Raw genomic sequence first — 20623 nt, 5'->3', positions numbered from 1 at the left:
AACGGAGAGCAGCGAATCGGCGAGCTCTCGGGATGCTCACCGGCCACGCGGCGTCGCGCCGGGGGACGGCCGACGCCGGATTTTCGTCGTCGGCCTGCCGATCGAGCGGCTCACCGGCCCCGGGGAGACGACGCCGGACTCCGCGTCGTGCTCGCGCGCAGAGCCAGGCCTGCGGCGAGGTCACGCTGCCCCTCGAAGACTGCTACCGTTCGGTCCGCATGAGCCCCGTGCAGCTCGCCGAGGCCCTCGCGGCGGCGAACGCCCTGCTCCGCACCCACCCGCTGGCGACCCCACGCGTGGCCGCGGTCGACTGCGACTCGCTCGTGTTCGAGGTCTATCACTGCGAGTGGCCGCCGCCCGCCCTGCCGGCCTTCGGTCGCCTGGTCTTCGACGCGCCGACGTACGTGCAGATGCCGGTGCGCTTCGAGTGGGGCATGGCGCTGCACCTGTTCGCGGGCGACACCGCCAGGCACCTGCCGTCGCTCACGCGCGAGGCGCTCGTCGGCGCGCACGTGTTCATGTGGCACGCCCGGGAGGGCGACGGCAGCCCCCCGGCCTTCGTCGTCGCGGCCGGCCTCCGCGTCGAGATGAACTCTTAGCGCCGCGGCCTTCGAGCAGGTCTCGCACCTTCCTCGCGCCTCGTACTCGGCGCGAGATCGCGACGCTAGCGCTTGCGCTGCTCGAGGCTCGTGCGGAGGTCTTGCTCGATCCGCCCGATGCACTCCGGCTTGTAGCTGCGGTACGAGCCGCGGATCGTCCCCTTGTCGTCGACCACGAACGAGAACGGGAAGTTGGGGCTGTCGTACTGCTTGGCCAGGTCCTCGCCGCCGAGCACCAGCTTGGCGGAGATCTTCCGCTCCTTGGCGAAGTCGAGCACCTTCTGCGGCTCGGTGTCGGTGGCGATTGCGACGAGCACCGCGCCGTGCTTCTTGTAGTGGCGGATCAGGCGGTCGAACTCCGGCAGCTCCTTGAGGCAGGGCTTACACCACGTGCCCCAGAAGTTGAGCAGCACGACCTTGCCGCGCAGGCTCGCCATGCTGATGTCCTTGCCCTCGGCGGTCTTCAGCGCGAACGGCAGCGCGTTGGTGCCGACGCCGGCGTCGCGCCCGCACGAGTCGTCGACCTTGGCGTGCAGCGGCGCGGGCAGGGCGCTCGCCGTCGCGGGCTTGACCTCCCCGCCCGGCCCGACCGGCTCGCTCGCTGGCGCCGGCTCGTTCGCGGCCACGGCCTCGCCCGGCGGCTTGTCGGCCGGCGCCGCGGGCGTGTCGCTCGCGGGCGCCTCGACCGCCTCGCCCGCCGACGCCTCGACCGGCTCCGCAGTCGGTGCCTCGGGCTCCGGCGCCGCCGTCGACTCGGGCGCCTCGCTCGCCTCGCGCTTGCACCCGGTGGTCGGCGCGAGCAGCAAGATGGCCATCAGGACATGTAGTTTAGGACATTGCTTGAGGGTCATGTTGTTTCGGACTCCAGCGAGCGGCTGATCGCGCGCCATACCTCGCGCAGCTCATCGGCGCCGGCGCGGTAGGGCAGCAGCAGGCGGATCGTGTGGCCGCTGCAGACGGTGACGAGGATGCCGTGGTCGCGCATCAAGCGGTCGCCGACGGCGGCGCCGATCTGCTCGCCGGGCTTGCCGACCTGCACGCCGATGAGCGCCCCGTGGCCGCGGATCTCGTGGACCCGCGCGCACGGCTCCTCGCGCGCGATCGCCTGCAGCGTCGGCAGCTGCGCGCCCGCGGCGGCGAGCAGGCCGTCGCGCTCGAGGATGTCGATGCTGGCGAGGCCGGCGGCGCAGGCGAGCGGGTTGCCGCCGAAGGTCGTGCCGTGCGTGCCCTTGCCCATCGCCTGCGCCAGGTCGCCGCGGGCCAGGCACACGCCGATCGGGAACCCGCCGCCGAGCGCCTTGGCGATCCACATCAGGTCGGGCGCCAGCGCCGGATCGTCGCCGACGATGTGCGACCACGCCGACCACGAGCCGGTGCGCCCGAAGCCGCACTGGACCTCGTCGGCGCCGACCAGCGCGCCGTGCTCGCGGCACAGGCGGTGCAGCCCGACCAGGAGCTCGCGCGTGGCCGGGTAGACGCCGGCCTCGCCCTGGATCGGCTCGATGAACACCCCGGCGATCGCGGCGCCGTGCTCGGCGAAGGCCTTGCCCAGCGCGTCGAGGTCGCCGAACGGCAGCCGCAGCACCCGCGCGGTGGCGAACGGCTCCGCGGGCTCGCTCTCGCCCAGGCAGCGCACGTAGGGGTGGCGATAGGCGGTGTTGGCGGTGCACGCGAGCGCCCCGAGCGAGCGGCCGTGGAAGGCCCGCTCGAACGCGACGATCGTGTTGCGCCCGGTCGCCCGCAGCGCGAGCTTCAGCGCCGCCTCGGTGGTCTCGGTGCCGGTGGTGGCGATGAACGCCCGCGCGTCGACCACCGGCATGCGCGCGGCGATCGCGGCCGCGAAGCGCTGCTGCGGCTCGGTGCTGAACGAGTTGGCGGCGGCGCTCAGGCGCTGCATCTGCGCGGTCAAGGCCTCGACCCAGCGCGGGTGCGCGTGCCCGAGCGGCGCACAGCCGACGCCGTTCACCGCGTCGAGGTAGACCCGGCCCGCGCTGTCGCGCACGCGCAGCGAGCCGCGTTCGTCGGGCACCGCCGCGTCGAGGACGAGGTCACGGAGGGCATAGGTCGGCCACCGGAGCTCTTGCATGGGGTGAGTCATGGCAGCCCGGACGCGCCGGTGCAAGCGCCTCAGAACGTGAGCTCGACGGCGGAGCCGAGCCAGCGCAGGCCGGCGCGCGTCGACACCGGCCGGCGCGCCCGCTCGCGGCGCAGGACGATGCCCAGGGCCAGCGCCGCCACCCCGACCGCTGCCGACACCGCGATCGCCACGTTGGTCGCGTCCTGGAGCGTATGGAACGTGCGCCGGAGCCCCTGCTTCTCGCCCTCCTCGCACAGCCCGTCGCACCCGGCGTCGGCGCGCTCCTTGGCCACGAGCACGCGCGCGCCGAGGATCGCCACCGTCACCCCACCCGCGAGCGCCAGCGACGTCGTGGTCCAGAACCCCGCCCGCAGCGCCTTCACGCGCCGCGACTCCTCGGCGGGGACGAACCCGCCAGGCGGCTTGGGCGGCTCCACCGGCCGCACCTCGGGCCGCACGAACCCCGGGAACACGATCGTCACCGTCCCGCCGGCGCGCACGTCGGAGCGGATGTGCTTGCGCTGCCCGGGCGCCTCGCCGACGAACTCGACGTCGAGCGGCCCCGGGAGCGTGAGCCACGGGAAGGCCTCCTTGTCGACCGCGGCGCCGTTGATCCGGATCTCACGGATCGCCTGGGGGCTGTCGATCTGCAGCAGCACCTCGCCGAGGCGCTGTCGCAGCTGCTCGCTGCGCTCGACCGCGGTGAGCCGGTGCTGGTCCTGGGTCTCGGCGTGCTCGAGGTAATCGCGGTAGGCCCTCAGCGCGCCCACCAGATCGCTGGCGCGATCGAGCGACAGCGCCTTGTTGTACGCGGCGTTGATCGACCACGCCGCCTCGAGCGAGCGCGAGAACGCCTCCGCCGCCTCGGCGTAGCGGCGCTCGCTGTAGTGCTGCTTGCCCTCGCGGAAGTACGCCAGCGCGGCCGCCTGGTCGGGGGCCGACGCCGGTGCCTCGATCGACCCCGACGCATCGGGCGACGTCGGCGCTTCGGGCGGCGCCTCGATCGCGCTCTCCTGCGGCTGCGAGGACGCGGGCGCGACTGGCTCCTGCGCGCGGGTGACGACCGGGGAGACGCTCAACTCCGCGGCGCAGAGCACGGCCACCGCCCCGCGCCATCGCGCACCGCCTCGCCTCATCCGCCACCCTTGGCGGGGCTGAAGATCGGCTCGTCCTTGAGCTCGCTCTCCTCGCCCTTCTCACTCTTGCTCGCCGGCGCAGTCGTCGGCTCGCTCGCGCCGGCCGCCGGGGTCTTCGCGCTCGGAGGTTTCTTCTTCGGGTTCGGGCTCGCCAGAGTGTTCGTCACCGGCGCGAGCGTCGGCGTCGGCGCCGGTGCGTCGGGCTGCAGCTCGACGATCAAGTTCTCGTTGTTCATCGGGATCAGGCTGCGCTTGGACGGCTTGTAGCCCGGGTGCGTCATCGTCACCTGGACCTGCGCCTGATCGTCGAAGGGCACCACCAGCCGCAGCGGCGTCACCCGGCCCTCGAGCTGGGGCGCGAGCGCGGCGAGTACCGACTCCGGCCCCTTGTCGAGCGTGACGGTCGCCCCGACGGGGTCGGTCGCGACGAACCACACCACCGTCTCCGGACGCTGCGGCTGCGGCTGCGTCGGCGCCGCCGTCGACGCGGGGACGTCCGGCGACTCGGTCTGCTGCGAGCCGACGCGCGGCAGCACGACCAGCAGCAGCACCGCCGCCACGGCCGCGCCCACCAGCGGCAGCGACAGCCACAGCGCCCACGGCCGCCGCGTCGGCACGACCGTCAGCCGATCTGTCGGAGAGGACATGTCGTCCGGGACAGGCACCGCCGCGCGCGCGGATCGGCCAGCACGCGGGTCTGGGTCTGCTCGTCGGCGACGGCCTGCGGCGGCGGCTCGGCGGCGGCCGGCAGCGGCGCCGAGCCGATGTGCGTCGGTCGGCCTCGCAGCTCGCCGCGCGACGCGCCGCGGATCGCGGCCATGCGGTACTTCGCCTGCTCGGAGAAGTGGTGCCGCATGATCGCACCCAGCGCGCGCCGCGGCTCGCTGGTGTCGCCGCACTCGCGCAGCAGCGCGCGGGTGTCGGCCAGCATCGCCTCCGCGCTCGGGTAGCGCTCCTCGGGCGTCGGCGCGAGCGCGCGGCGGAGCAGCGCCTCGACCCCGGGCGGCAGGTCCGGCCGGAGCTCGCGCAGCGGCGGCACCTCGCAGCGCATCACGTTCTCGAGCGTCTCGGCGTCGCCTTCGCCGGCGAACAGCCGCCGACCCGTCAGCATCTCCCAGAAGATCACGCCGAGCGCGAACAGGTCGGTCGCGGCCGACAGCGGCTTGCCGCGGGCCTGCTCCGGCGCCATGTACGCCAGCTTGCCGCGCAGATGGCCGGTGTGGTTGCTGTTGCGCAGGCCGGTCGCCTTGACGAGGCCGAAGTCGACGATCTTGGCCCAGCCGTCGAAGTTGACCATCAGGTTCTGCGGCGACATGTCGCGGTGGACGAGCCCGTAGGGCCGGCCGTCGGGGTCGCGCAGGCCGTGGACCGCGACCAGGCCTTCGCACGCGTCGGCGAGGATCTGCAGGGCCACCGCCAGCGGCAGCCGCTCGTCGGCGGGACGCAGCTGGCGCAGCAGCGCCGACAGCGTCTCGCCGTCGATGTACTCGAGGACCATGAAGTAAAAGCCGGAGTCCTCGCCGAGGTCGAGGATGCCGGCGACGTGCGGGCTGTGGATCCGCGCCGCGATCTTGGCCTCGTCGAGGAACATCCCGACGAACTCGGGCTCGGCGGCGAGGTGCTGGTGAATCACCTTGATGGCGACCACTCGCTCGAAACCTGCGGACCCTGTGGCGCGTCCGAGGTACACCGTCGCCATGCCGCCGTGCCCCAGCCGCTGCACGACCTCGTAGCGGCCGATCCGCTGCAGCGCGTGCAGCGAACCGCTCGCCTCGCCGGGTGGCGGCGGCGCGACGTCGGCGTTGCCGCGCGGCAACACTTTCGTCTCGGGCTCGAGCTCCATGGTGCGGACCGACGAGGGCACGGTGCGAACACCCCCGAACAGGGCGATGGTGGCACGATACGTCAATCCCCGGGTGTGATCACGTCCGCGGTCCAAAGCCCTCGCTCACCGCCGGCGCAGTGAACGGTGAGCCCGACGAAGCGTGCATTCCACGCAACCCACCGGCACCTCGACGATCGCCGACGACATCGTTCCCGAGACCGCGTACGTGCCCGTCGGCGTGATGTCCTCGGAAGTCGCCGTCGATGCACGAACCTCCGCAGCTGCGGAAGGTCAGAATTCGCACCTATTCATGGCGGCGTTTTTTCTGTATTCCACTTCACTGTGCCGGGGCTCTGGCGGTAGACGCGACCCGAACTTGCCCCTTGCCCCCGGGTATACAGCTAGGTTAAAATAGCTGAGGAGATCTCCGAGATCTCTCCAGTGTCAGAAAATATCTGTGATCCACCATGCTCGACCTCGACTGATCCACCAATGAGCTCGGGCCTCACGGAGACACAGTTTTGCTAGCAATATCCTATACTTGAATAGAGTGACAGCGGTCTCGGCCGGGGTGCGCCTCTCGCGCATACTAGGGCAGTGTGGAATGGGCCTTGCGTGCGGAGAGCGCTTGACGTAGAGGCTGGAGAGCAGGAGCCACCAGGCGAAGGGAGGACAGCATGGCCAAGCGACAGACCCGCAGGAGCATCTCAGTCAAGGGCATCACCTATCAGCGGCTCAAGGACTATTGCGAGTCCACCGGTCTCAGCGTCAGCGGGTATCTCGAAGAGATTATTGCGGAAAAGTTGGATGCGGCCGGCGTGCCCGTGCCGACCGTCGTCAAGCCCCGGCCCACGGCCAAGCTGATCGAGAACGAGGACATCGTCTCGCAGCACTTCACCTTCTAGCTCTGCGGCGTCGTCGCCGACCCTTCGCCCCTGCTCGAGCCCGCGCGACGACTCCCTTCGCGCGGCGGCGCTCTCGCCTCCCGACGACACGCGGTCGCGACATCTTCGCGCAGCTTCTGCGAGCGGCCCCAGCGGGCCTGTCGGTCGGCGGATCGAGGCGGTAGTCTCGCCGGCGAATGACGAAGAAGCACCTGCGGGCGGCCCGGACGCGGTTCTCCCGGCGACGCGCGCTGCAGACGATCGGCGCGCTCGTCGGCACCACCGCGCTCGGTTGCGGTGACGACGGCAGCGAGCCCAGCGGCACCACCGACGGCGGTTCGAGCGATCCGACGACCGGCACCTCGACGACCGGCGGCGACGGTTCGAGCACCACCGACGCGCCGACCACGTCGAGCGGCAGCGACAGCGCGACCGGCAGCACCAGCTCGAGCACCACCGGCGACGACACCACGACGACCACCGGCGACAGCACCGGCGAGTCGACCACGGAGTCGCCGGTCAGCGAGTGCGCCAGCAGCGATCTCACGCCCGAAGAGCTGCTCGCCGGCATCGAGCACGTCGTCGTGCTGGTGATGGAGAACCGCTCCTTCGACCACTACTTCGGCGCGCTCAAGTTCCTCGAGGGCCGCGTGGTCGACGGCCTGAACGGCGACGAGTGGAACCCGAGCAACGACCTCGGCGACGTCACGGTGTTCAAGCTCGACGACTTCCAGCCCAAGGATCCGCCGCACGAGTGGGAGGAGGCCCACCTGCAGTTCAACCTCGGCCAGTGCAACGGGTTCGTGTTCGCGAACGAGCAGAAGAACAAGGACTTCGCCGAGCAGGTCATGGGTTACCACGTGCGCGAGCAGATCCCCGTGCTCTGGGCGCTCGCCGACAACTTCGCCCTGTGTGACCGGTGGTTCTCCTCGGTGATGGGCCCGACCTGGCCGAACCGCTACTACGTGCACGCCTGCAGCTCCGACGGCGGCAAGAGCAACTTCCCCTCGCCGTTCTTGCAGACGCTGTGGCACGCCTGCGACGACGCCGGCGTGACCAGCAGGATCTACTTCACCGACGTCCCGTGGGTGGCAGGCGCCTTCCCGCTGGTGCCGACGGTGTGGGGCAAGCTGGCCGACGGCATCGACGGCTTCAGCCTCGACGCGCTGACGAACCCCAACAACCTGGATCGCTTCTTCGCCGACGCGGCCGCCGGCGCGCTGCCCAACTTCACCGTCATCGACCCCGGCTTCACCTCCAACGACGACCACCCCGACCACGACATCCAGCTCGGCCAGATCTTGATCGGCGCGATCTACAAGGCCCTCGCCGACGGCCCCGGCTGGGAGAAGACCCTGTTCATCATCACCTACGACGAGCACGGCGGCTTCTACGATCACGTCCCCCCACCGACCACCGTCGACGACGAGCCCGAGTTCACGCAGATGGGCTTCCGCGTGCCCTCGCTGGTCATCGGCCCGCGCGTGCGCAAGGGCTGCGTGGTCAGCACCCAGCTCGAGCACTGCTCGATCGGCGCCACCCTCATGCGCCGCTTCGGCGTCGCCGCCCTCAACGATCGCATGGCCACCGCCAACGACGTCTCGTCGTGCATCAACCCCGAGTATCTGCGCGACCCGCAGCCGGGCCCGCCGATCCCGCTGGTCGACGTCTCGATCGATCAGATCACCGCCCGCGTCGGCCGCACGACCAGCCAGCACGAGCTGTTCGACCGCCTCGGCGTCACCCTCGACGAGAACTTCCGCGCCCGAGCCGTGGCCGCCACCCTCCGCCTGCTCGAGCACGCCGAACGCCTCGGCGTCGCCCGCCTCCGCGCCTGACTCGAGCGCGGCCGAGCGACCTGTCTCTCGAGACACCTCGCTCTCGGTTTCACCTGTCCCTCAGGACAGCTCAAAGCTCGCGCCAGCCGCCGCGCCGGCGCATCTCGAACGCCCCGAAGCGGACGTCGAGCACCAGCTCGGCGGCCAGGTAGGGGTACCAGCCCTGCATCGTCACGCCCACGCGGCGGGTGCCGAAGCGGAGGTGGAGGCCGCCGCCGAGGCGGTCGCGGACGACGAAGGCCTTGCCGGCCTCGAGGTCGTCCGGGGTGAGCAGCGCCAGCGCCTCGCGACCGCGGGCCCAGCCGATGTCGAAGCCGCCGGTGAACCACGCCTGCGACAGGCTCACGCTGGCCATCAGGTAGTGCGCGCGGCGAGGGAACTCGATCGTCTTCGGGTCGCCGTCGTCGCGCGTCGGCGGGTACAGCACCTGCTGATAGAACGCCCCGACCTCGAGCAGGCGCCCGCGGTAGAACGCCACCGCCGCCTTCGGCGACCAGTTCGGTCGCACCTGTCCCGGAAGCCAGTGTGCAGTCGCCCCGAGCGTCACGTGGTCGAGCAGCCCGACCTGCAGCTCGAGGCGATAGATCTCCGGCAATCCCAGGGCTACGCCGACCTCGATCACGCCGTGGTCGAGGTAGCGGACCGAGCGCGCCACCGGACGAGTGAGGTACCGCCGCAGCGCCTCGCGTGGTGAACGGCGCGGCGTGGTCTCGCTCGCGGGAGTTTGCGGAACCTCAAGTCGCTGCAGCGTCGTCTGCGGCGGGGCGACGGACACGGTGCCGAGCGCGGGCGCCGGCGCCGGTTGGGACTGCGGCGCGGGCGAGGCGACGAGCATCGAGGCCGCGATGACGATCGAGAGCAGCAACCTCCGTGATTGAAGCGCAAACCGTGAGGATGCTCAACCTTTCGCGGTCTGCACCCCTCCCGCATACTTCGAGCAACGAGCCCACGTATGACCAAGAAGCCACTCTCTCGCGCCATTCACATCGTCGCGGCCAAGCGCACGCCCTTCGGCACCTTCGGCGGCGCGCTGAAGGACTTCACCGCGACCGACCTCGCCGTGGTCGCCGCCAAGGCCGCGCTCCAGGCCGGCGGCGTCAGCCCCGAGGTCGTCGACACCGTGGTGTTCGGCAACGTCGCCCAGACCTCGGCCGACGCGATCTACCTCGCGCGCCACGTCGGTCTCAAGAGCGGCGTCCCGGTCCCCGTCCCGGCGCTCACCGTCAACCGTCTGTGCGGCTCGGGCTTCCAGGCGGTCGTCAGCGGCGTGCACGACATCCTCGCCGGCGACGCCGAGATCGCGCTCGTCGGCGGCTCCGAGAGCATGAGCCAGGCCCCGCACGTGGGCCGCGGCCTGCGCTGGGGCGCCCGGCTCGGCGTCGACCTCAAGCTCGAGGACAGCCTGTGGACCTCGCTGACCGACCCGTACGCCGGCTGCTCGATGGCGATGACCGCCGAGAACCTGGCCGAGAAGTACGGCATCAGCCGCGCCGAGTGCGACGCCTACGGCCTGCGCTCGCAGCAGACCTGGGCCGCCGCGCAGGACGCCGGTCGCTTCACCGCCGAGCTCGCGCCGGTCGAGATCAAGTCGAAGAAGGGTCCGACCCAGTTCGCCGTCGACGAGCACCCGCGCCGCGACGCCAACCTCGACACCATGGCCAAGCTGCCGGCCTCCTTCAAGAAGGACGGCGTCGTCACCGCCGGCAACGCCTCGGGCATCTGCGACGGCGGCGCCGCGCTCGTGCTCGCCAGCGAGGAGGCGGTCAAGCGCCACAACCTCACCTCGCTCGCTCGCATCGTCCAGTGGCACGTCGCCGGCGTCGAGCCGACGATCATGGGCATCGGCCCCGTCCCCGCCATCCGCGGCGCCCTCGCCCGCGCCGGCCTCGCCCAGGGCGACATCGACCTGTTCGAGATCAACGAGGCCTTCGCCGCCCAGTACCTCGCCTGCGAGAAGGAGCTCGGCCTCGACCGCGACAGGACCAACGTCGACGGCGGCGCCATCGCTCTCGGCCACCCGCTCGGCGCCTCCGGCGCTCGCATCACCGCCCACCTCGTCCACGAGCTCCGCCGCCGCTCCGGCCGCTACGCCGTCGGCGCCGCCTGCATCGGCGGCGGCCAGGGCATCGCCCTCGTGCTCGAGAACAGCTGAGCCTATATGTCGCGAGGGCCATGTCCCTTGCGACATGCCCTCCTGGGCATGCACCAAAGGCCCTGTCCGTGAGGACAGGGCCTTTCGTTCATCCGAGCTCCTGACCACGAACCCCGCTTCGCGCCCATGTAGGAGACCCGGCGACGACCGCACCAGCGAACCGAGCCGTCGGCCGCGCGACCGCCTGTCGGCGAACATCCGCCACGCGACGCCGGCAGCGCGGAGGCGCTCGACGGGCGCGAAACGCCGCTAGACGGCCAGATAGACCTGCACGCCCACCAGGACCCCGAGGCCGAGCAGGATCAGCAGCGGCAGGCGCGTCTCGAGCCCCGAGCGGTCGTCGACCTCGCCGAGCGGCCGCGTGTGCAGCGGGCCGGTGCGGACATGGCGACGCGCGACGAACACGTCGACCACTTCGCGGCCGGGATCCGCGGACGTCGCCATGCGACGCACCGCCCTACCCGCCGTATCGCCCGCCAGCTGCACCCTTCTGTGATGCCCCCGATCCGCCGGCGCCGCAAGTTCGCGGCGTAACCGCCGGCTTGTGCGTCAGCGATCGGGCGGCCTGCTCGCCTACCGGCTCGGCGGCTGACCCAGCGCGTCAATCGCGTGCCTCAGCGCCGTCGCCAGGGTCGTCGCCCGCGCGCGGACCTCCGCCTCGGTCGCGCCCACCAGCGCGCCGATCATCGCCGCGCCGGCCGCTCCCGCCCGTGCGCACCGCAGCGCCTCCTCGGCCCCGAGGCCGCCGATCGCGACCACCGGGTGCGGCGAGACGGTGCAGACCGTCTCCAGCTCCTCGAAGCCCACAGCGGGCTCCTGCGCGAGTTTGGAGCGGGTCCGCAGGATCGGTCCGAAGCCGATGTAGTCGACGTCGAGCCCGGCCGCGTGCTCGACCTGTGCGCGCGTGTGGGTCGACAGCCCGATCAAGAAGCCCGGCGGCGCGGCGCGTCGCAGCTCCGCGAGCCACTCGGTCCACGGCCGGTCACCTGTCCGCTCCGCCATGTCCTCTTGGCCCAGGTGAACACCGTCAGCGGCTGCCATCGCCGCCTCGACGTCGTCGTCGACGATCAGCAGAGCTCCCGCCGCGCGCACCATGGGCGCCAGCTCACGCGCGAGCCGCCCGCGCTCCGCCGCGTCGGCGTGCTTGGCCCGCAGCTGCACGATCGTGGGAGCTTTCTCCGGACCGATCTCCATGACCCCGAGCAGCCCGGCCAGCGCCGCCGCCGGCTCGAGCCCCCCCGCATGCGGCAGGTCGAGGATCGCGTACAGCCCTCGCCACGCCGGAACTCGCGCCCGCATCACATCGGCTTAGCACCTCGCCGGTCCACCGCACAAGGCCGCGACGTCCTGCCTCGCCCGTCCTCCGCCTCGCCGTACTCTTGAGGTGAGGCACCATGACCGACCTCCTCGCCGCACGCGCCCAGATGGCGATGTCGCTGGCCTTTCACATCCTGTTCGCGATCGTCGGCATGGCGATGCCGCTCTTGATGGTGATCGCCGAGCGACGGCATCGACGGACCGGCGACCCGATCTACCGCGAGCTGTCCGAGCGGTGGGCGAAGGGCACCGCGATCATGTTCGCCGTCGGCGCCGTCTCGGGCACCGTGCTGTCGTTCGAGCTCGGCCTGCTGTGGCCGCAGTTCATGGCCTTCGCCGGCCCGATCATCGGCATGCCGTTCTCGCTCGAGGGCTTCGCCTTCTTCCTCGAGGCGATCTTCCTCGGCATCTTCCTCTACGGTCGCGACCGCGTCTCGCCGCGCGTGCACTTGTTCTCCGGCGTCATGGTCCTGCTCGCCGGCACCGCCAGCGCCGCCTTCGTCCTGTGCGCCAACGCCTGGATGAACACCCCGGCCGGCTTCACCGGCGACCCCGCCACCGGCGCCACCAGCGTCGAACCGTTCGCCGCCATGTGGAACCCGGCCGCCTTCAGCGAGGTGCTGCACATGACCTGCGCCGCCTTCGCCAGCGTCGGCTTCGCGGTCGCGGGCATCCACGCCGCCATGCTGCTGCGCGGCGTGAGGCGCGAACTCCACCGCCCGGCCCTGAAGATCGCCCTCACCGTCGGCGCAGTGTTCGCCCTGCTCCAGCCGATCACCGGCGACGTCGCCGCCAAGCACGTCGCCGAGCACCAGCCGATCAAGCTCGCGGCGATGGAGGGCCACTGGGACACCGAGCGCGGCGCGCCCTTCCGGATCTTCGGCTGGCCCGACGAGCAGGCCGAGGAGACCCGCTGGGCGCTCGAGATCCCCTACCTGCTCAGCTTCCTCGCTCACGGCGATCCGCACGCCGAGGTCGTCGGTCTCAAGGACTTTCCCCGCGATGAACGTCCCCCGGTCGCCGTCGTCCACGTCGCCTTCCAGATCATGGTCGGCTGCGGCCTCGCCATGATCGCCGTCGCCGGGCTCGGCGCGACGTTCGCCGCCCGCCGCCGCGAGCTGCCCGACTGGTACCTGCGCCTCCTCGTCGTCAGCGCCCCGCTCGGCGTCATCGCCATCGAGGCCGGCTGGACCGTCACCGAGGTCGGACGCCAGCCGTGGATCGTCCAGGGCATCCTCCGCACCGCCGACGCGGTCACGCCGACTCCGCACCTCGTCATCCCGTTCCTCACCTTCACCGGCCTCTACGTCCTCCTCGGCGTCACGGTGATCGTCCTGCTCCGCCGCGTCGTGTTCGCCGCCGACCGCGACAAGAAACATGGCCCATCGAACATGCTCTCCGGGACATCCGCCACGGAGGCGCCATGACCCCGCCCCTCCCGCTCCTCGAGGACATCCCGATCGGGCATGCCCGCGGGGGTATCCGCGACGGAGGCTCCCACCGCCTCGGTCTCGCCGCCTCCGCTCCCCTGTATCACCCTGCCCTCGAGGACATCGGGACACCCACAACGGAGGCGCCATGACCCCCGCGCGACCTCCCGCCTCCGCTTCGCACGCCCCCATGAACATGTCCCTGAGGACATCTTCGGAGAGACCATGACATCCGAGCTGATGATCGCCGGCGTCATGCTGGTCGCCCTCGTGCTCTACACCCTCACGGGCGGCGCCGACTTCGGCGGCGGCGTCTGGCAGCTCCTGGCCTGGGGCCCGCGCAAGGGCGCCCAGCGCAGGCTCGTCGATGACTCTATCAAACCGATCTGGGAGGCCAATCATGTGTGGTTGATCCTCCTGATCGTCCTCCTCTTCGTCTGCTTCCCGACGGCCTTCGCGGCGGTTTGCATCGCCCTGCACCTCCCGCTCGCGCTCATGCTGGTCGGCATCGTCCTGCGCGGCTCGGCCTTCGTGTTCAGCCACTACGATCCGCTCCGCGGCCGCGGCGCGCTGCGCTGGGGCGGCGTCTTCGCGGTCTCCAGCCTGCTCACGCCGATCACTCTCGGCGTCGTCCTCGGCGCGCTCGGCAGCGGCTTCGACGTCGACCCTGCGACCGGCCTCGTCGACACCGACTTCGTCTCCGAGTGGCTGGCCCCCTACCCGCTCGCCGTCGGCCTGTTCACTCTGGCGTTGTTCGCCTTCCTCGCCGCCGTCTACCTCGTGAACGAGACCGACGACCCCGAGCTGCGCGCCGACTTCCGCGCCCGCGCGCTCGGCTCGGCCGTCGCCGTCGCCGCGACCGCGTCGCTGGCCTACCTCGTCGCGCCGCCCGTGATCCGACATGACCTTTCGGCCAGCCCGTGGGCGACCCCGCTGCACCTCGCCACCGGCCTCGTCGCCGTCGCCGCGCTCGTCGCCCTGTGGACCCGCCGCGACGGCCTCGCGCGCGCGAGCGCGATGGCGCAGGTGACGCTGATCGTGGTCGGCTGGGCCGTCGCCCAGTACCCCTACCTCGCCTATCCCGGCTACACGATCGCCGGCACGGCCGCGCCGGCCTCGGTGTTGACGCCGATCCTCGTCGCCCTCGCCGTCGGCGGCGTGGTGCTGTTTCCGTCGCTGGCGTACCTGTTCGTCGTGTTCAAGCGCCGCCCGGGCGCGTGAGCTTCGTTCGCCACGCGCGGACTCGCGCCGGCTGGCGCGGCTGCTAATCTTCGCAACCCATGGCCCGCAGCCGCGCCCGCAGTCAACAAGCCCCCGTCAACGAGCCCGGCATCGAGTGGGACCTGGCCAGCGCGGTCAAGCCGACGATCACCGCCGACCGGCCGTTCCGCCTCGTCACCCAGTTCGAACCCGCGGGTGGCCAGCCCGCCGCGATCAAGCAGCTCGTCGAGGGCGTCGAGCGCGGCGACAAGTACCAGCACCTGCTCGGCATCACCGGCTCCGGCAAGACCTTCACGATCGCCAACGTCATCGCCCAGGTCCAGCGGCCGACTCTGATCCTCGCCCACAACAAGACCCTCGCGGCCCAGCTCTACGGCGAGTTCAAGGCGCTGTTCCCCGACAACGCCGTCGAGTACTTCGTCTCCTACTACGACTACTACCAGCCCGAGGCCTACCTGCCGTCGACCGACACGTTCATCGAGAAGGACTCGATGATCAACGAGCAGATCGATCGCCTGCGCCACGCGGCCACCTACTCGCTGCTCAGCCGGCGCGACGTCATCATCATCGCCAGCGTCTCCTGCATCTACGGCATCGGCGCGGCCGAGGCCTACTACGGCATGGTCGCCACCGTCGCCGTCGGCGAGAGCCTCGACCGCGACCAGCTGCTGCGGCGCCTGGTCGAGATGCAGTACGAGCGCAACGACATCGACTTCCACCGCGGCACCTTCCGCGTGCGCGGCGACGTCGTCGAGGTGTTCCCGGCCTACGAGGACGAGAAGGCGATCCGCATCGAGTTCTTCGGCGACGAGGTCGAGGCGATCCGCGAGGTCGACGCCCTGCGCGGGGCCGTGCGCGGGACCATGCAGCGGGTCACGATCTTCCCCGCCAGCCACTACGTGACCCCGGCCTCGCAGCTGCGCAAGGCGATCAACGGCATCAAGCTCGAGCTGCACGACCGCCTGGTCGAGCTCAAGGAGAAGATCCGCCTGGTCGAGGCTCAGCGGCTCGAGCAGCGCACCATGTTCGACCTCGAGATGCTCGAGGAGATGGGCTTCTGCTCCGGCATCGAGAACTACTCGCGCCACCTCACCATGCGCAAGCCGGGCGAGCCGCCGCCGACGCTCATCGACTACTTCGCGCCCGACTTCCTCATGGTCATCGACGAGTCGCACCAGACCATCCCGCAGGTCGGGGCGATGTACAACGGCGACCGCAGCCGCAAGACGACTCTCGTCGAGCACGGCTTCCGCCTGCCTTCGGCGCTCGACAACCGCCCGCTCAAGTTCGACGAGTGGGAGAGCCGGGTGCATCAGGCCATCTTCATGAGCGCGACGCCGGCGGAGTACGAGCTGCGCAAGACCGAGGGCGTGGTGGTCGAGCAGATCATCCGCCCGACCGGCCTGCTCGACCCGGAGATCCAGGTGCGCCCGATCGCCGGCCAGGTCGACGACCTGCTGGCGGAGATCCGCGCGCGGATCGCCAAGAACGAGCGCGTCCTCGTCACCACGCTGACCAAGCGCATGGCCGAGGACCTCACCGAGTACTACGGCGACCTCGGCCTGCGCGTCCGCTACCTCCACTCCGACGTCGAGACGCTCGAGCGCGTGGAGATCCTCCGCGGCCTGCGGCGCGGCGAGTTCGACGTGCTGGTCGGCATCAACCTCCTGCGCGAGGGCCTCGACCTGCCCGAGGTCAGCCTGGTGGCCATCCTCGACGCCGACAAGGAGGGCTTCCTCCGCGAGTACAAGAGCCTGATCCAGACCTGCGGCCGCGCGGCCCGCAACCTCCACGGCACCGTGATCATGTTCGCCGACCGCATGACCGACAGCATGCGCGCGTGCCTCGAGGAGACCAGCCGCCGCCGCGAGGTCCAGGCCGCCTACAACAAGGAGCACGGGATCGTCCCGCGCAGCACCCACGCGGCCATCAACCCGCTCGAGGCCGAGGCCAAGCCCGATGCGGCGCCCGCCCGCGGCAAGCAGGCCAAGGCCCCCGTCAACGAGCTGCCGGTGGGCCTCGGCCCGCTGACCGACGGCGAGCTGCTGCCGAGCGAGCTCGACTCGCGGATCGGCGAGCTCAAGACGCAGATGGTCGAGCTCGCCAAGGCGCTCCGCTACGAGGAGGCCGCCCGCGTCCGCGACCGGATCCGCGTGCTCGAGGCGCGCCGCCTCGAGTTCGTCGACGCCTGACCATCACTTTCTTGCTTGCTTTAAGAACATGTCCGAAGAGACTTATGACCTCGCGCGCGAGCAGTACGAGCGCCGCTACATGGCGGCGCTCGCCCAGCGGATCCGCTCGATCCGCGAGGAGCGCGGGCTGACTCAGCAATCGGTCGCCCGCGCCGCCGGCATCGCCTCCGACATGGTCTCGCGGCTCGAGAACGGCCACTACACCAGCCCCGGGCTGCGCACGCTGCTGCGGATCGCCGACGGCATGGGCGTGCCGCTGGCGCTGCTCCTGCCCGAGCTGCCCGGCCCGGCCGCCTCTCCCGAGAGCACCCTGCTGGCCCTGCTCAACTCGATCGCCCAGCGCGCCCAGCCGCACGAGCTCGAGCTGCTGCTCGACCTCGCCAAGGTCGTCATCGGCCGCGACCGCCCGTGATGCTCGCCGCTTCCGCCTGCTCCTTCGGACATGCCGTACCTCCGGGGCCTTCGTCTCTAGCGGCATGTCCTAAAAAACATGTCGACGACAACTTTAGGGAAGGTCGTCATCGCCGTGATGCCCGTCGCTTCCGCCTGCCCCTTCGGACATGCCGTATCTCCCAGGCCTTCGTCTCTTGCGACATGTCCAAAAAGCTATGTCGACGACAAGTCAGGGGAAGGCCGCTATCGGCCGCCCGTGATGCCCGCCGCTTCCGCCTGGCCCTTCGGACATGCCGTACCTCCCAGACCTATGGCTCTTGGGACATGTCCAAAGGACATATCGCCGACGACCTGAGGGATGGGCGACTGACTGCGGCGCCCCGAGGCCGCGCTCGTGCGCGTCCTCGAACTCGCGCCGCATTCCGGGCCCGCAAACGCGACGAGGACGCGCGCAGCGGTGCTGCGGCGTCCTCGAGGCAGCGCCCGCGGGGCTCAGAACTTGAAGCCGACGCCGTTGGCCGTGAAGGTCGGGCGGAAGGCGGTCTTGGCGCGAGTCGGGTCCCAGTTCTCCCAGCGCTTGTAGCGGGCGCGGTAGGTCAGGCCGACGATGAGGAGGACCGCGCCGAGCAGGGCTGCCGCGCCGGTGGCGGGGACCGCGAACGTCTTGTGCTGGCGGTTCCTACAGGCGAACGAGTCGCTGACCTCGCCCTCGGGACAGTTCGTGAGGAAGAAGGACGTGATCACGCCGACGAGGCCGGCGCCGAGCAGGACGCCGCCGGAGATCATCAGGCCGGTGCCCTTGGCCTTGAACTTGCCGTTGCCGAGGGTGGGCTCGGGCGGGCGCTCGGGGCCCTCGGGGACGACCGTCTCCGGCGTCTCGGTCTTGGGCTCCTCGGTCTTCGGCTCCTCCTCGGGCTTGGGCTCCTCGACCGGCACCTCGTCGGGCGGCGCGTCGCTCGTCGGCACCTCGGTCGGCGGCGCATCGGCCGGTTCGCCCGGGTTAGCGGGCTGAGACGCGGTCGGGTCGGCGGCGGGCGCGGCCGGAGCTGCAGGGGCGGCGGGGGCCGCGAGGCCGGGCACAGGCACCATGGCCACGGCGAGGACGGTTGCGACGAACGATCGGGAGCGGAGCATGGCCGTCATTGGGAAAGGGCCGGACAGGCTAGCACCGGCGCTGTGCCTGAGTATTGTACGGTTCGTCCGCGCTTCACAAGCCCCAAGCGCCTGCGGGATCGGACCCTTGTGGGACCTCCACAGCCGCCGCAGCGCAAAATCCGCCACGCTCCCGGGGGATCTTATGCCGATGCTCGCCGATCTCGATGACCCACCACGTTCACGCACGCGGGACCTGCTGCTCGGCGTCCTCGTCGGGTTGCCCGTCGTCGCCCTGCTCGCGTGGTTCCTGCTGCCCGGCCTCGCCGGGATGATCCAGGGCAACGCAGTCAGCTACGACCAGCGCCTGCGAGCCGAGGACGCATACATGCAAACCCTCTGCACGCAGGCGATGGTCCTGCCCCGTGACGAGGAGTTGTGCGAGTGCGTGCTCGCCATCGAGGTCCCCTCGCTCGACTGCCGCGACCCGTTCCTCGCCTGGAGCCTCGCGCGTCACCACACGACCTGCACCGACGTCGCCACCCGCCGCGCCTCGCTGACCTTCTGCTCGTGCGTCGACGCCGTCCAGGAGCGCGTCGACAAGGCCGCCGACCCGCAGGCCGCCCGCGTCGAGGCCCAGCGGGTCGGCAAGTGCCTCGAGCTGCCCGACGCCTTCCCGCTGCCGCAGATCGAGACCCTCATGCCTGGCGCTTGAGACAGGTTCCCCGGCGCCGACACCCCGAGCCCCGCATGAAGACCCTGGGGCCCTCATGCCTGGCGTTCGAGACAGGTTCCCCGGCGCCGCCACCCGAGCTCGCCGCCCGGGCCCCCGCGTGAAGACCCTGGGGCCGCCATCGAGCCCCTCATGCTGGCGCTCGAGACAGGTTCCCCGGCGCCGTCACCCGAGCTCGCCGCCCGGGCCCCGCGTGAAGACCCTGGGGCCGCCATCGAGCCCCTCATGCTGGCGCTCGAGACAGGTTCCCCGGCGCCGTCACCCGAGCTCGCCGCCCGGGCCCCGCATGAAGACGGTTCTCGAGGTAGAGCGCGCCCAGCCGCTGGCCGTGGAGCGCGAACGGCAGGCACAGCAGCGAGCGCGGGCGCAGCCTGGCGATCACCGGGTCGGACGCGAGCGCAGCCGCGGCGTCGAGGGTGACGAGCTGGCCTGTCCGGAAGGCCAGGCGGATCGGGACCGCGGGGACGTGCGGGCAGTGGGGCCGCCATCGAGCCCCTCATGCTGGCGCTCGAGACAGGTTCCCCGGCGCCGTCACCCGAGCTCGCCGCCCGGGCCCCGCGTGAAGACCCTGGGGCCGCCATCGAGCCCCTCATGCTGGCGCTCGAGACAGGTTCCCGGGAGCACTCGCCGCTCGTCGCGTCGAGCCCAGCAGATCCGCGGGCCCGCGAGTTGCCGTCACCCTCCCGCGGCCCCGGCTCGAGGCCTCGTGCCTGGCGCTTCAGACAGCTCCCGGGCGCCGACACCCGAACCCGCCGCTCGGGCCCCGCTTGGAGACCGGGGGCATCGAGCCGCCCGACGCCTTCGCGGCCCCCATGCCTCGCGCTTCTGACAGGCCCCGGCGACACCCGGCGTCCCCGTTCCCGTCGAGGCTCAGCAGGTCCGCGAGCCGAGAGTCGCCCGACACCTTCCCGCTGCAGGCCCTCATGTCTGGCGCTCGAGACAGGTCTCCGGTGGCACCCGAACTCGCCACCTGACCCGCACGGAGACCCTGGAGCCGCGAGCTGCCGACGGCCGGTCCGGCCCATCTCCGAAAGGACAGGTTCTTTCCGCCCTGTCGAAATGGCCCTGTCTTTAAATACCTGGTGCCAGCGCCATGTCGCTTCGGACATATCGCATCCGCCACACCCGCTGCTGGCGGCGCAGCGTAGTCTGCTCGCGGCGGCTCGACTCGGCGAACGGGTTGTCGCGCCAGAAGCCCCAGGGGCCGGCCAGGTTGGCGAGGCCGAGGTGCGCGAGGGCGGGGTCCTCGACGGTCGACATGATCTCGAGCGCCACGTCGAACACGTCGCTGGCGACGTGCAGCTCGCCGCCGGGGCGCAGCTGCGTCGTCAGCGAGGCGACCAGCGCCGGCTCGATGACGCGGCGCTTGTGGTGGCTCTTCTTGACCCAGGGGTCGGGGAACAGCAGGTGGAAGCGGTCGACGCTGGCCGGCGCGAACACCCGGTCGATGTCGACGTTGAGGTTGACGTAGCCGAACAGCAGGTTGAGCAGGCCCTCGTCGGCGGCGCGCACGCGGTTGCGGGCCAGGCAGGGCTCGCGGATGTCGAGCCCGACCATCAGCATGTCGGCGCGGGCGGCGGCGCGGGCGAAGCTGAACTCGGCGTCGGCGCAGCCGAGCTCGACCTCGACCGCGCAGTCGAGCGCGAGGCCGGGCGGGCGCGCGACCGGCTGGGCGCGCTCTCGCATGAAGTGCGCGCTCAGCGGGTTGACGTGCTGGCGGATCTTCCGCATGTC

General features: G+C 71.2%; 19 protein-coding genes. 9 read left to right on the top strand and 10 right to left on the bottom strand.

The features are described 5' to 3' along the window. Positions 1–218 precede the first annotated feature (218 nt). Positions 219–599 (top strand): hypothetical protein, encoded by a 381-nt coding sequence (locus tag O0S08_RS48220; RefSeq protein WP_269036320.1) that lies wholly within the window; start codon positions 219–221, stop codon positions 597–599. A gap of 65 nt (positions 600–664) precedes the next feature. On the opposite strand, the gene O0S08_RS48215 is transcribed toward O0S08_RS48220, so the two are convergent. Genes O0S08_RS48215 through O0S08_RS48195 form a run of 5 tightly spaced genes read right to left on the bottom strand, consistent with a single transcriptional unit; the run spans position 665 to position 5721 of the window. After that, a complete protein-coding gene (locus O0S08_RS48215; RefSeq protein WP_269036319.1) occupies positions 665–1450 on the bottom strand; it encodes a TlpA disulfide reductase family protein in 786 nt (261 codons plus the stop codon). Next, positions 1447–2685, bottom strand: a complete 1239-nt coding sequence (locus tag O0S08_RS48210; RefSeq protein ID WP_269036318.1) for an aspartate aminotransferase family protein — start codon at positions 2683–2685, stop codon at positions 1447–1449. The genes O0S08_RS48215 and O0S08_RS48210 overlap by 4 nt, the downstream gene beginning before the upstream one ends. A 41-nt stretch (positions 2686–2726) precedes the next feature. After that, positions 2727–3755: a tetratricopeptide repeat protein gene (locus O0S08_RS48205; RefSeq protein WP_269036317.1), complete on the bottom strand. Its 1029-nt coding sequence runs from the start codon at positions 3753–3755 to the stop codon at positions 2727–2729. Between the two features lie 53 nt (positions 3756–3808). Then, complete coding sequence (locus O0S08_RS48200; protein ID WP_269036316.1) at positions 3809–4459, bottom strand: hypothetical protein; 651 nt, start codon at positions 4457–4459, stop codon at positions 3809–3811. After that, positions 4435–5721 (bottom strand): serine/threonine-protein kinase, encoded by a 1287-nt coding sequence (locus O0S08_RS48195; protein ID WP_269036315.1) that lies wholly within the window; start codon positions 5719–5721, stop codon positions 4435–4437. The genes O0S08_RS48200 and O0S08_RS48195 overlap by 25 nt, the downstream gene beginning before the upstream one ends. Before the next feature lie 593 nt (positions 5722–6314). Between O0S08_RS48195 and O0S08_RS48190 the strand changes: the two genes are divergently transcribed. Then, positions 6315–6542 (top strand): hypothetical protein, encoded by a 228-nt coding sequence (locus tag O0S08_RS48190; protein ID WP_224197245.1) that lies wholly within the window; start codon positions 6315–6317, stop codon positions 6540–6542. A gap of 176 nt (positions 6543–6718) precedes the next feature. Further along, positions 6719–8359: an alkaline phosphatase family protein gene (locus O0S08_RS48185; RefSeq protein ID WP_269036314.1), complete on the top strand. Its 1641-nt coding sequence runs from the start codon at positions 6719–6721 to the stop codon at positions 8357–8359. Between the two features lie 70 nt (positions 8360–8429). On the opposite strand, the gene O0S08_RS48180 is transcribed toward O0S08_RS48185, so the two are convergent. Beyond that, a complete protein-coding gene (locus O0S08_RS48180) occupies positions 8430–9224 on the bottom strand; it encodes a hypothetical protein (protein ID WP_269036313.1) in 795 nt (264 codons plus the stop codon). A gap of 87 nt (positions 9225–9311) precedes the next feature. Between O0S08_RS48180 and O0S08_RS48175 the strand changes: the two genes are divergently transcribed. Beyond that, positions 9312–10511 (top strand): acetyl-CoA C-acetyltransferase, encoded by a 1200-nt coding sequence (locus O0S08_RS48175; RefSeq protein ID WP_269036312.1) that lies wholly within the window; start codon positions 9312–9314, stop codon positions 10509–10511. Between the two features lie 249 nt (positions 10512–10760). Here O0S08_RS48175 and O0S08_RS48170 read toward each other — a convergent pair whose 3' ends face one another. Then, a complete protein-coding gene (locus tag O0S08_RS48170) occupies positions 10761–10955 on the bottom strand; it encodes a hypothetical protein (protein ID WP_269036311.1) in 195 nt (64 codons plus the stop codon). Between the two features lie 129 nt (positions 10956–11084). Next, the gene (locus O0S08_RS48165) at positions 11085–11810 is read right to left on the bottom strand and encodes a thiamine phosphate synthase (protein ID WP_269036310.1); all 726 of its coding nucleotides are present in this window, start codon (positions 11808–11810) and stop codon (positions 11085–11087) included. Positions 11811–11905: 95 nt separating this feature from the next. Here O0S08_RS48165 and O0S08_RS48160 point away from each other — a divergent pair, with 95 nt between their 5' ends. From O0S08_RS48160 to O0S08_RS48145, 4 genes are all read left to right on the top strand, one after another. Then, positions 11906–13255, top strand: a complete 1350-nt coding sequence (locus tag O0S08_RS48160; RefSeq protein WP_269036309.1) for a cytochrome ubiquinol oxidase subunit I — start codon at positions 11906–11908, stop codon at positions 13253–13255. Positions 13256–13483: 228 nt separating this feature from the next. Next, positions 13484–14479 carry a cytochrome d ubiquinol oxidase subunit II gene (locus tag O0S08_RS48155; protein WP_269036308.1) on the top strand — a complete coding sequence of 332 codons (996 nt, stop codon included), beginning with the start codon at positions 13484–13486 and terminating at the stop codon, positions 14477–14479. A 59-nt stretch (positions 14480–14538) separates the two neighbouring features. Continuing rightward, positions 14539–16671, top strand: coding sequence for an excinuclease ABC subunit UvrB (gene uvrB / locus O0S08_RS48150; protein WP_269036307.1), 2133 nt, complete (start codon positions 14539–14541; stop codon positions 16669–16671). A 28-nt stretch (positions 16672–16699) separates the two neighbouring features. Further along, positions 16700–17083 (top strand): helix-turn-helix domain-containing protein, encoded by a 384-nt coding sequence (locus O0S08_RS48145; RefSeq protein ID WP_269036306.1) that lies wholly within the window; start codon positions 16700–16702, stop codon positions 17081–17083. Positions 17084–17556: 473 nt separating this feature from the next. On the opposite strand, the gene O0S08_RS48140 is transcribed toward O0S08_RS48145, so the two are convergent. After that, complete coding sequence (locus tag O0S08_RS48140; protein WP_269036305.1) at positions 17557–18198, bottom strand: hypothetical protein; 642 nt, start codon at positions 18196–18198, stop codon at positions 17557–17559. Between the two features lie 169 nt (positions 18199–18367). On the opposite strand from O0S08_RS48140, the gene O0S08_RS48135 reads away from it, so the two are divergent. Next, a complete protein-coding gene (locus O0S08_RS48135) occupies positions 18368–18871 on the top strand; it encodes a hypothetical protein (protein ID WP_269036304.1) in 504 nt (167 codons plus the stop codon). 1089 nt (positions 18872–19960) lie between these two features. Here O0S08_RS48135 and trmB read toward each other — a convergent pair. Further along, a complete protein-coding gene (gene trmB / locus O0S08_RS48130) occupies positions 19961–20620 on the bottom strand; it encodes a tRNA (guanine(46)-N(7))-methyltransferase TrmB (RefSeq protein WP_269036303.1) in 660 nt (219 codons plus the stop codon). Positions 20621–20623 lie beyond the last annotated feature (3 nt).

It is taken from the genome of Nannocystis punicea, from assembly GCF_026965555.1.
Classification (GTDB): Bacteria; Myxococcota_A; Polyangia; order Nannocystales; family Nannocystaceae; genus Nannocystis; species Nannocystis punicea.
The sequence above is the reverse complement of the archived record's forward strand: the minus strand, read 5'-3'. Positions and strand labels throughout refer to the sequence as shown.

Excerpts from the sequence above, each read along its gene's own strand:
- O0S08_RS48220 (WP_269036320.1), top strand. The coding sequence starts at position 219 with ATGAGCCCCGTGCAGCTCGCCGAGGCCCTCGCGGCGGCGAACGCCCTG.
- O0S08_RS48215 (WP_269036319.1), bottom strand. The coding sequence starts at position 1,450 with ATGACCCTCAAGCAATGTCCTAAACTACATGTCCTGATGGCCATCTTG.
- O0S08_RS48210 (WP_269036318.1), bottom strand. The coding sequence starts at position 2,685 with ATGCAAGAGCTCCGGTGGCCGACCTATGCCCTCCGTGACCTCGTCCTC.
- O0S08_RS48200 (WP_269036316.1), bottom strand. The coding sequence starts at position 4,459 with ATGTCCTCTCCGACAGATCGGCTGACGGTCGTGCCGACGCGGCGGCCG.
- O0S08_RS48190 (WP_224197245.1), top strand. The coding sequence starts at position 6,315 with ATGGCCAAGCGACAGACCCGCAGGAGCATCTCAGTCAAGGGCATCACC.
- O0S08_RS48185 (WP_269036314.1), top strand. The coding sequence starts at position 6,719 with ATGACGAAGAAGCACCTGCGGGCGGCCCGGACGCGGTTCTCCCGGCGA.
- O0S08_RS48175 (WP_269036312.1), top strand. The coding sequence starts at position 9,312 with ATGACCAAGAAGCCACTCTCTCGCGCCATTCACATCGTCGCGGCCAAG.
- O0S08_RS48170 (WP_269036311.1), bottom strand. The coding sequence starts at position 10,955 with ATGGCGACGTCCGCGGATCCCGGCCGCGAAGTGGTCGACGTGTTCGTC.
- O0S08_RS48165 (WP_269036310.1), bottom strand. The coding sequence starts at position 11,810 with ATGCGGGCGCGAGTTCCGGCGTGGCGAGGGCTGTACGCGATCCTCGAC.
- O0S08_RS48160 (WP_269036309.1), top strand. The coding sequence starts at position 11,906 with ATGACCGACCTCCTCGCCGCACGCGCCCAGATGGCGATGTCGCTGGCC.
- O0S08_RS48155 (WP_269036308.1), top strand. The coding sequence starts at position 13,484 with ATGACATCCGAGCTGATGATCGCCGGCGTCATGCTGGTCGCCCTCGTG.
- uvrB (WP_269036307.1), top strand. The coding sequence starts at position 14,539 with ATGGCCCGCAGCCGCGCCCGCAGTCAACAAGCCCCCGTCAACGAGCCC.
- O0S08_RS48145 (WP_269036306.1), top strand. The coding sequence starts at position 16,700 with ATGTCCGAAGAGACTTATGACCTCGCGCGCGAGCAGTACGAGCGCCGC.
- O0S08_RS48140 (WP_269036305.1), bottom strand. The coding sequence starts at position 18,198 with ATGCTCCGCTCCCGATCGTTCGTCGCAACCGTCCTCGCCGTGGCCATG.
- O0S08_RS48135 (WP_269036304.1), top strand. The coding sequence starts at position 18,368 with ATGCTCGCCGATCTCGATGACCCACCACGTTCACGCACGCGGGACCTG.
- trmB (WP_269036303.1), bottom strand. The coding sequence starts at position 20,620 with ATGCGGAAGATCCGCCAGCACGTCAACCCGCTGAGCGCGCACTTCATG.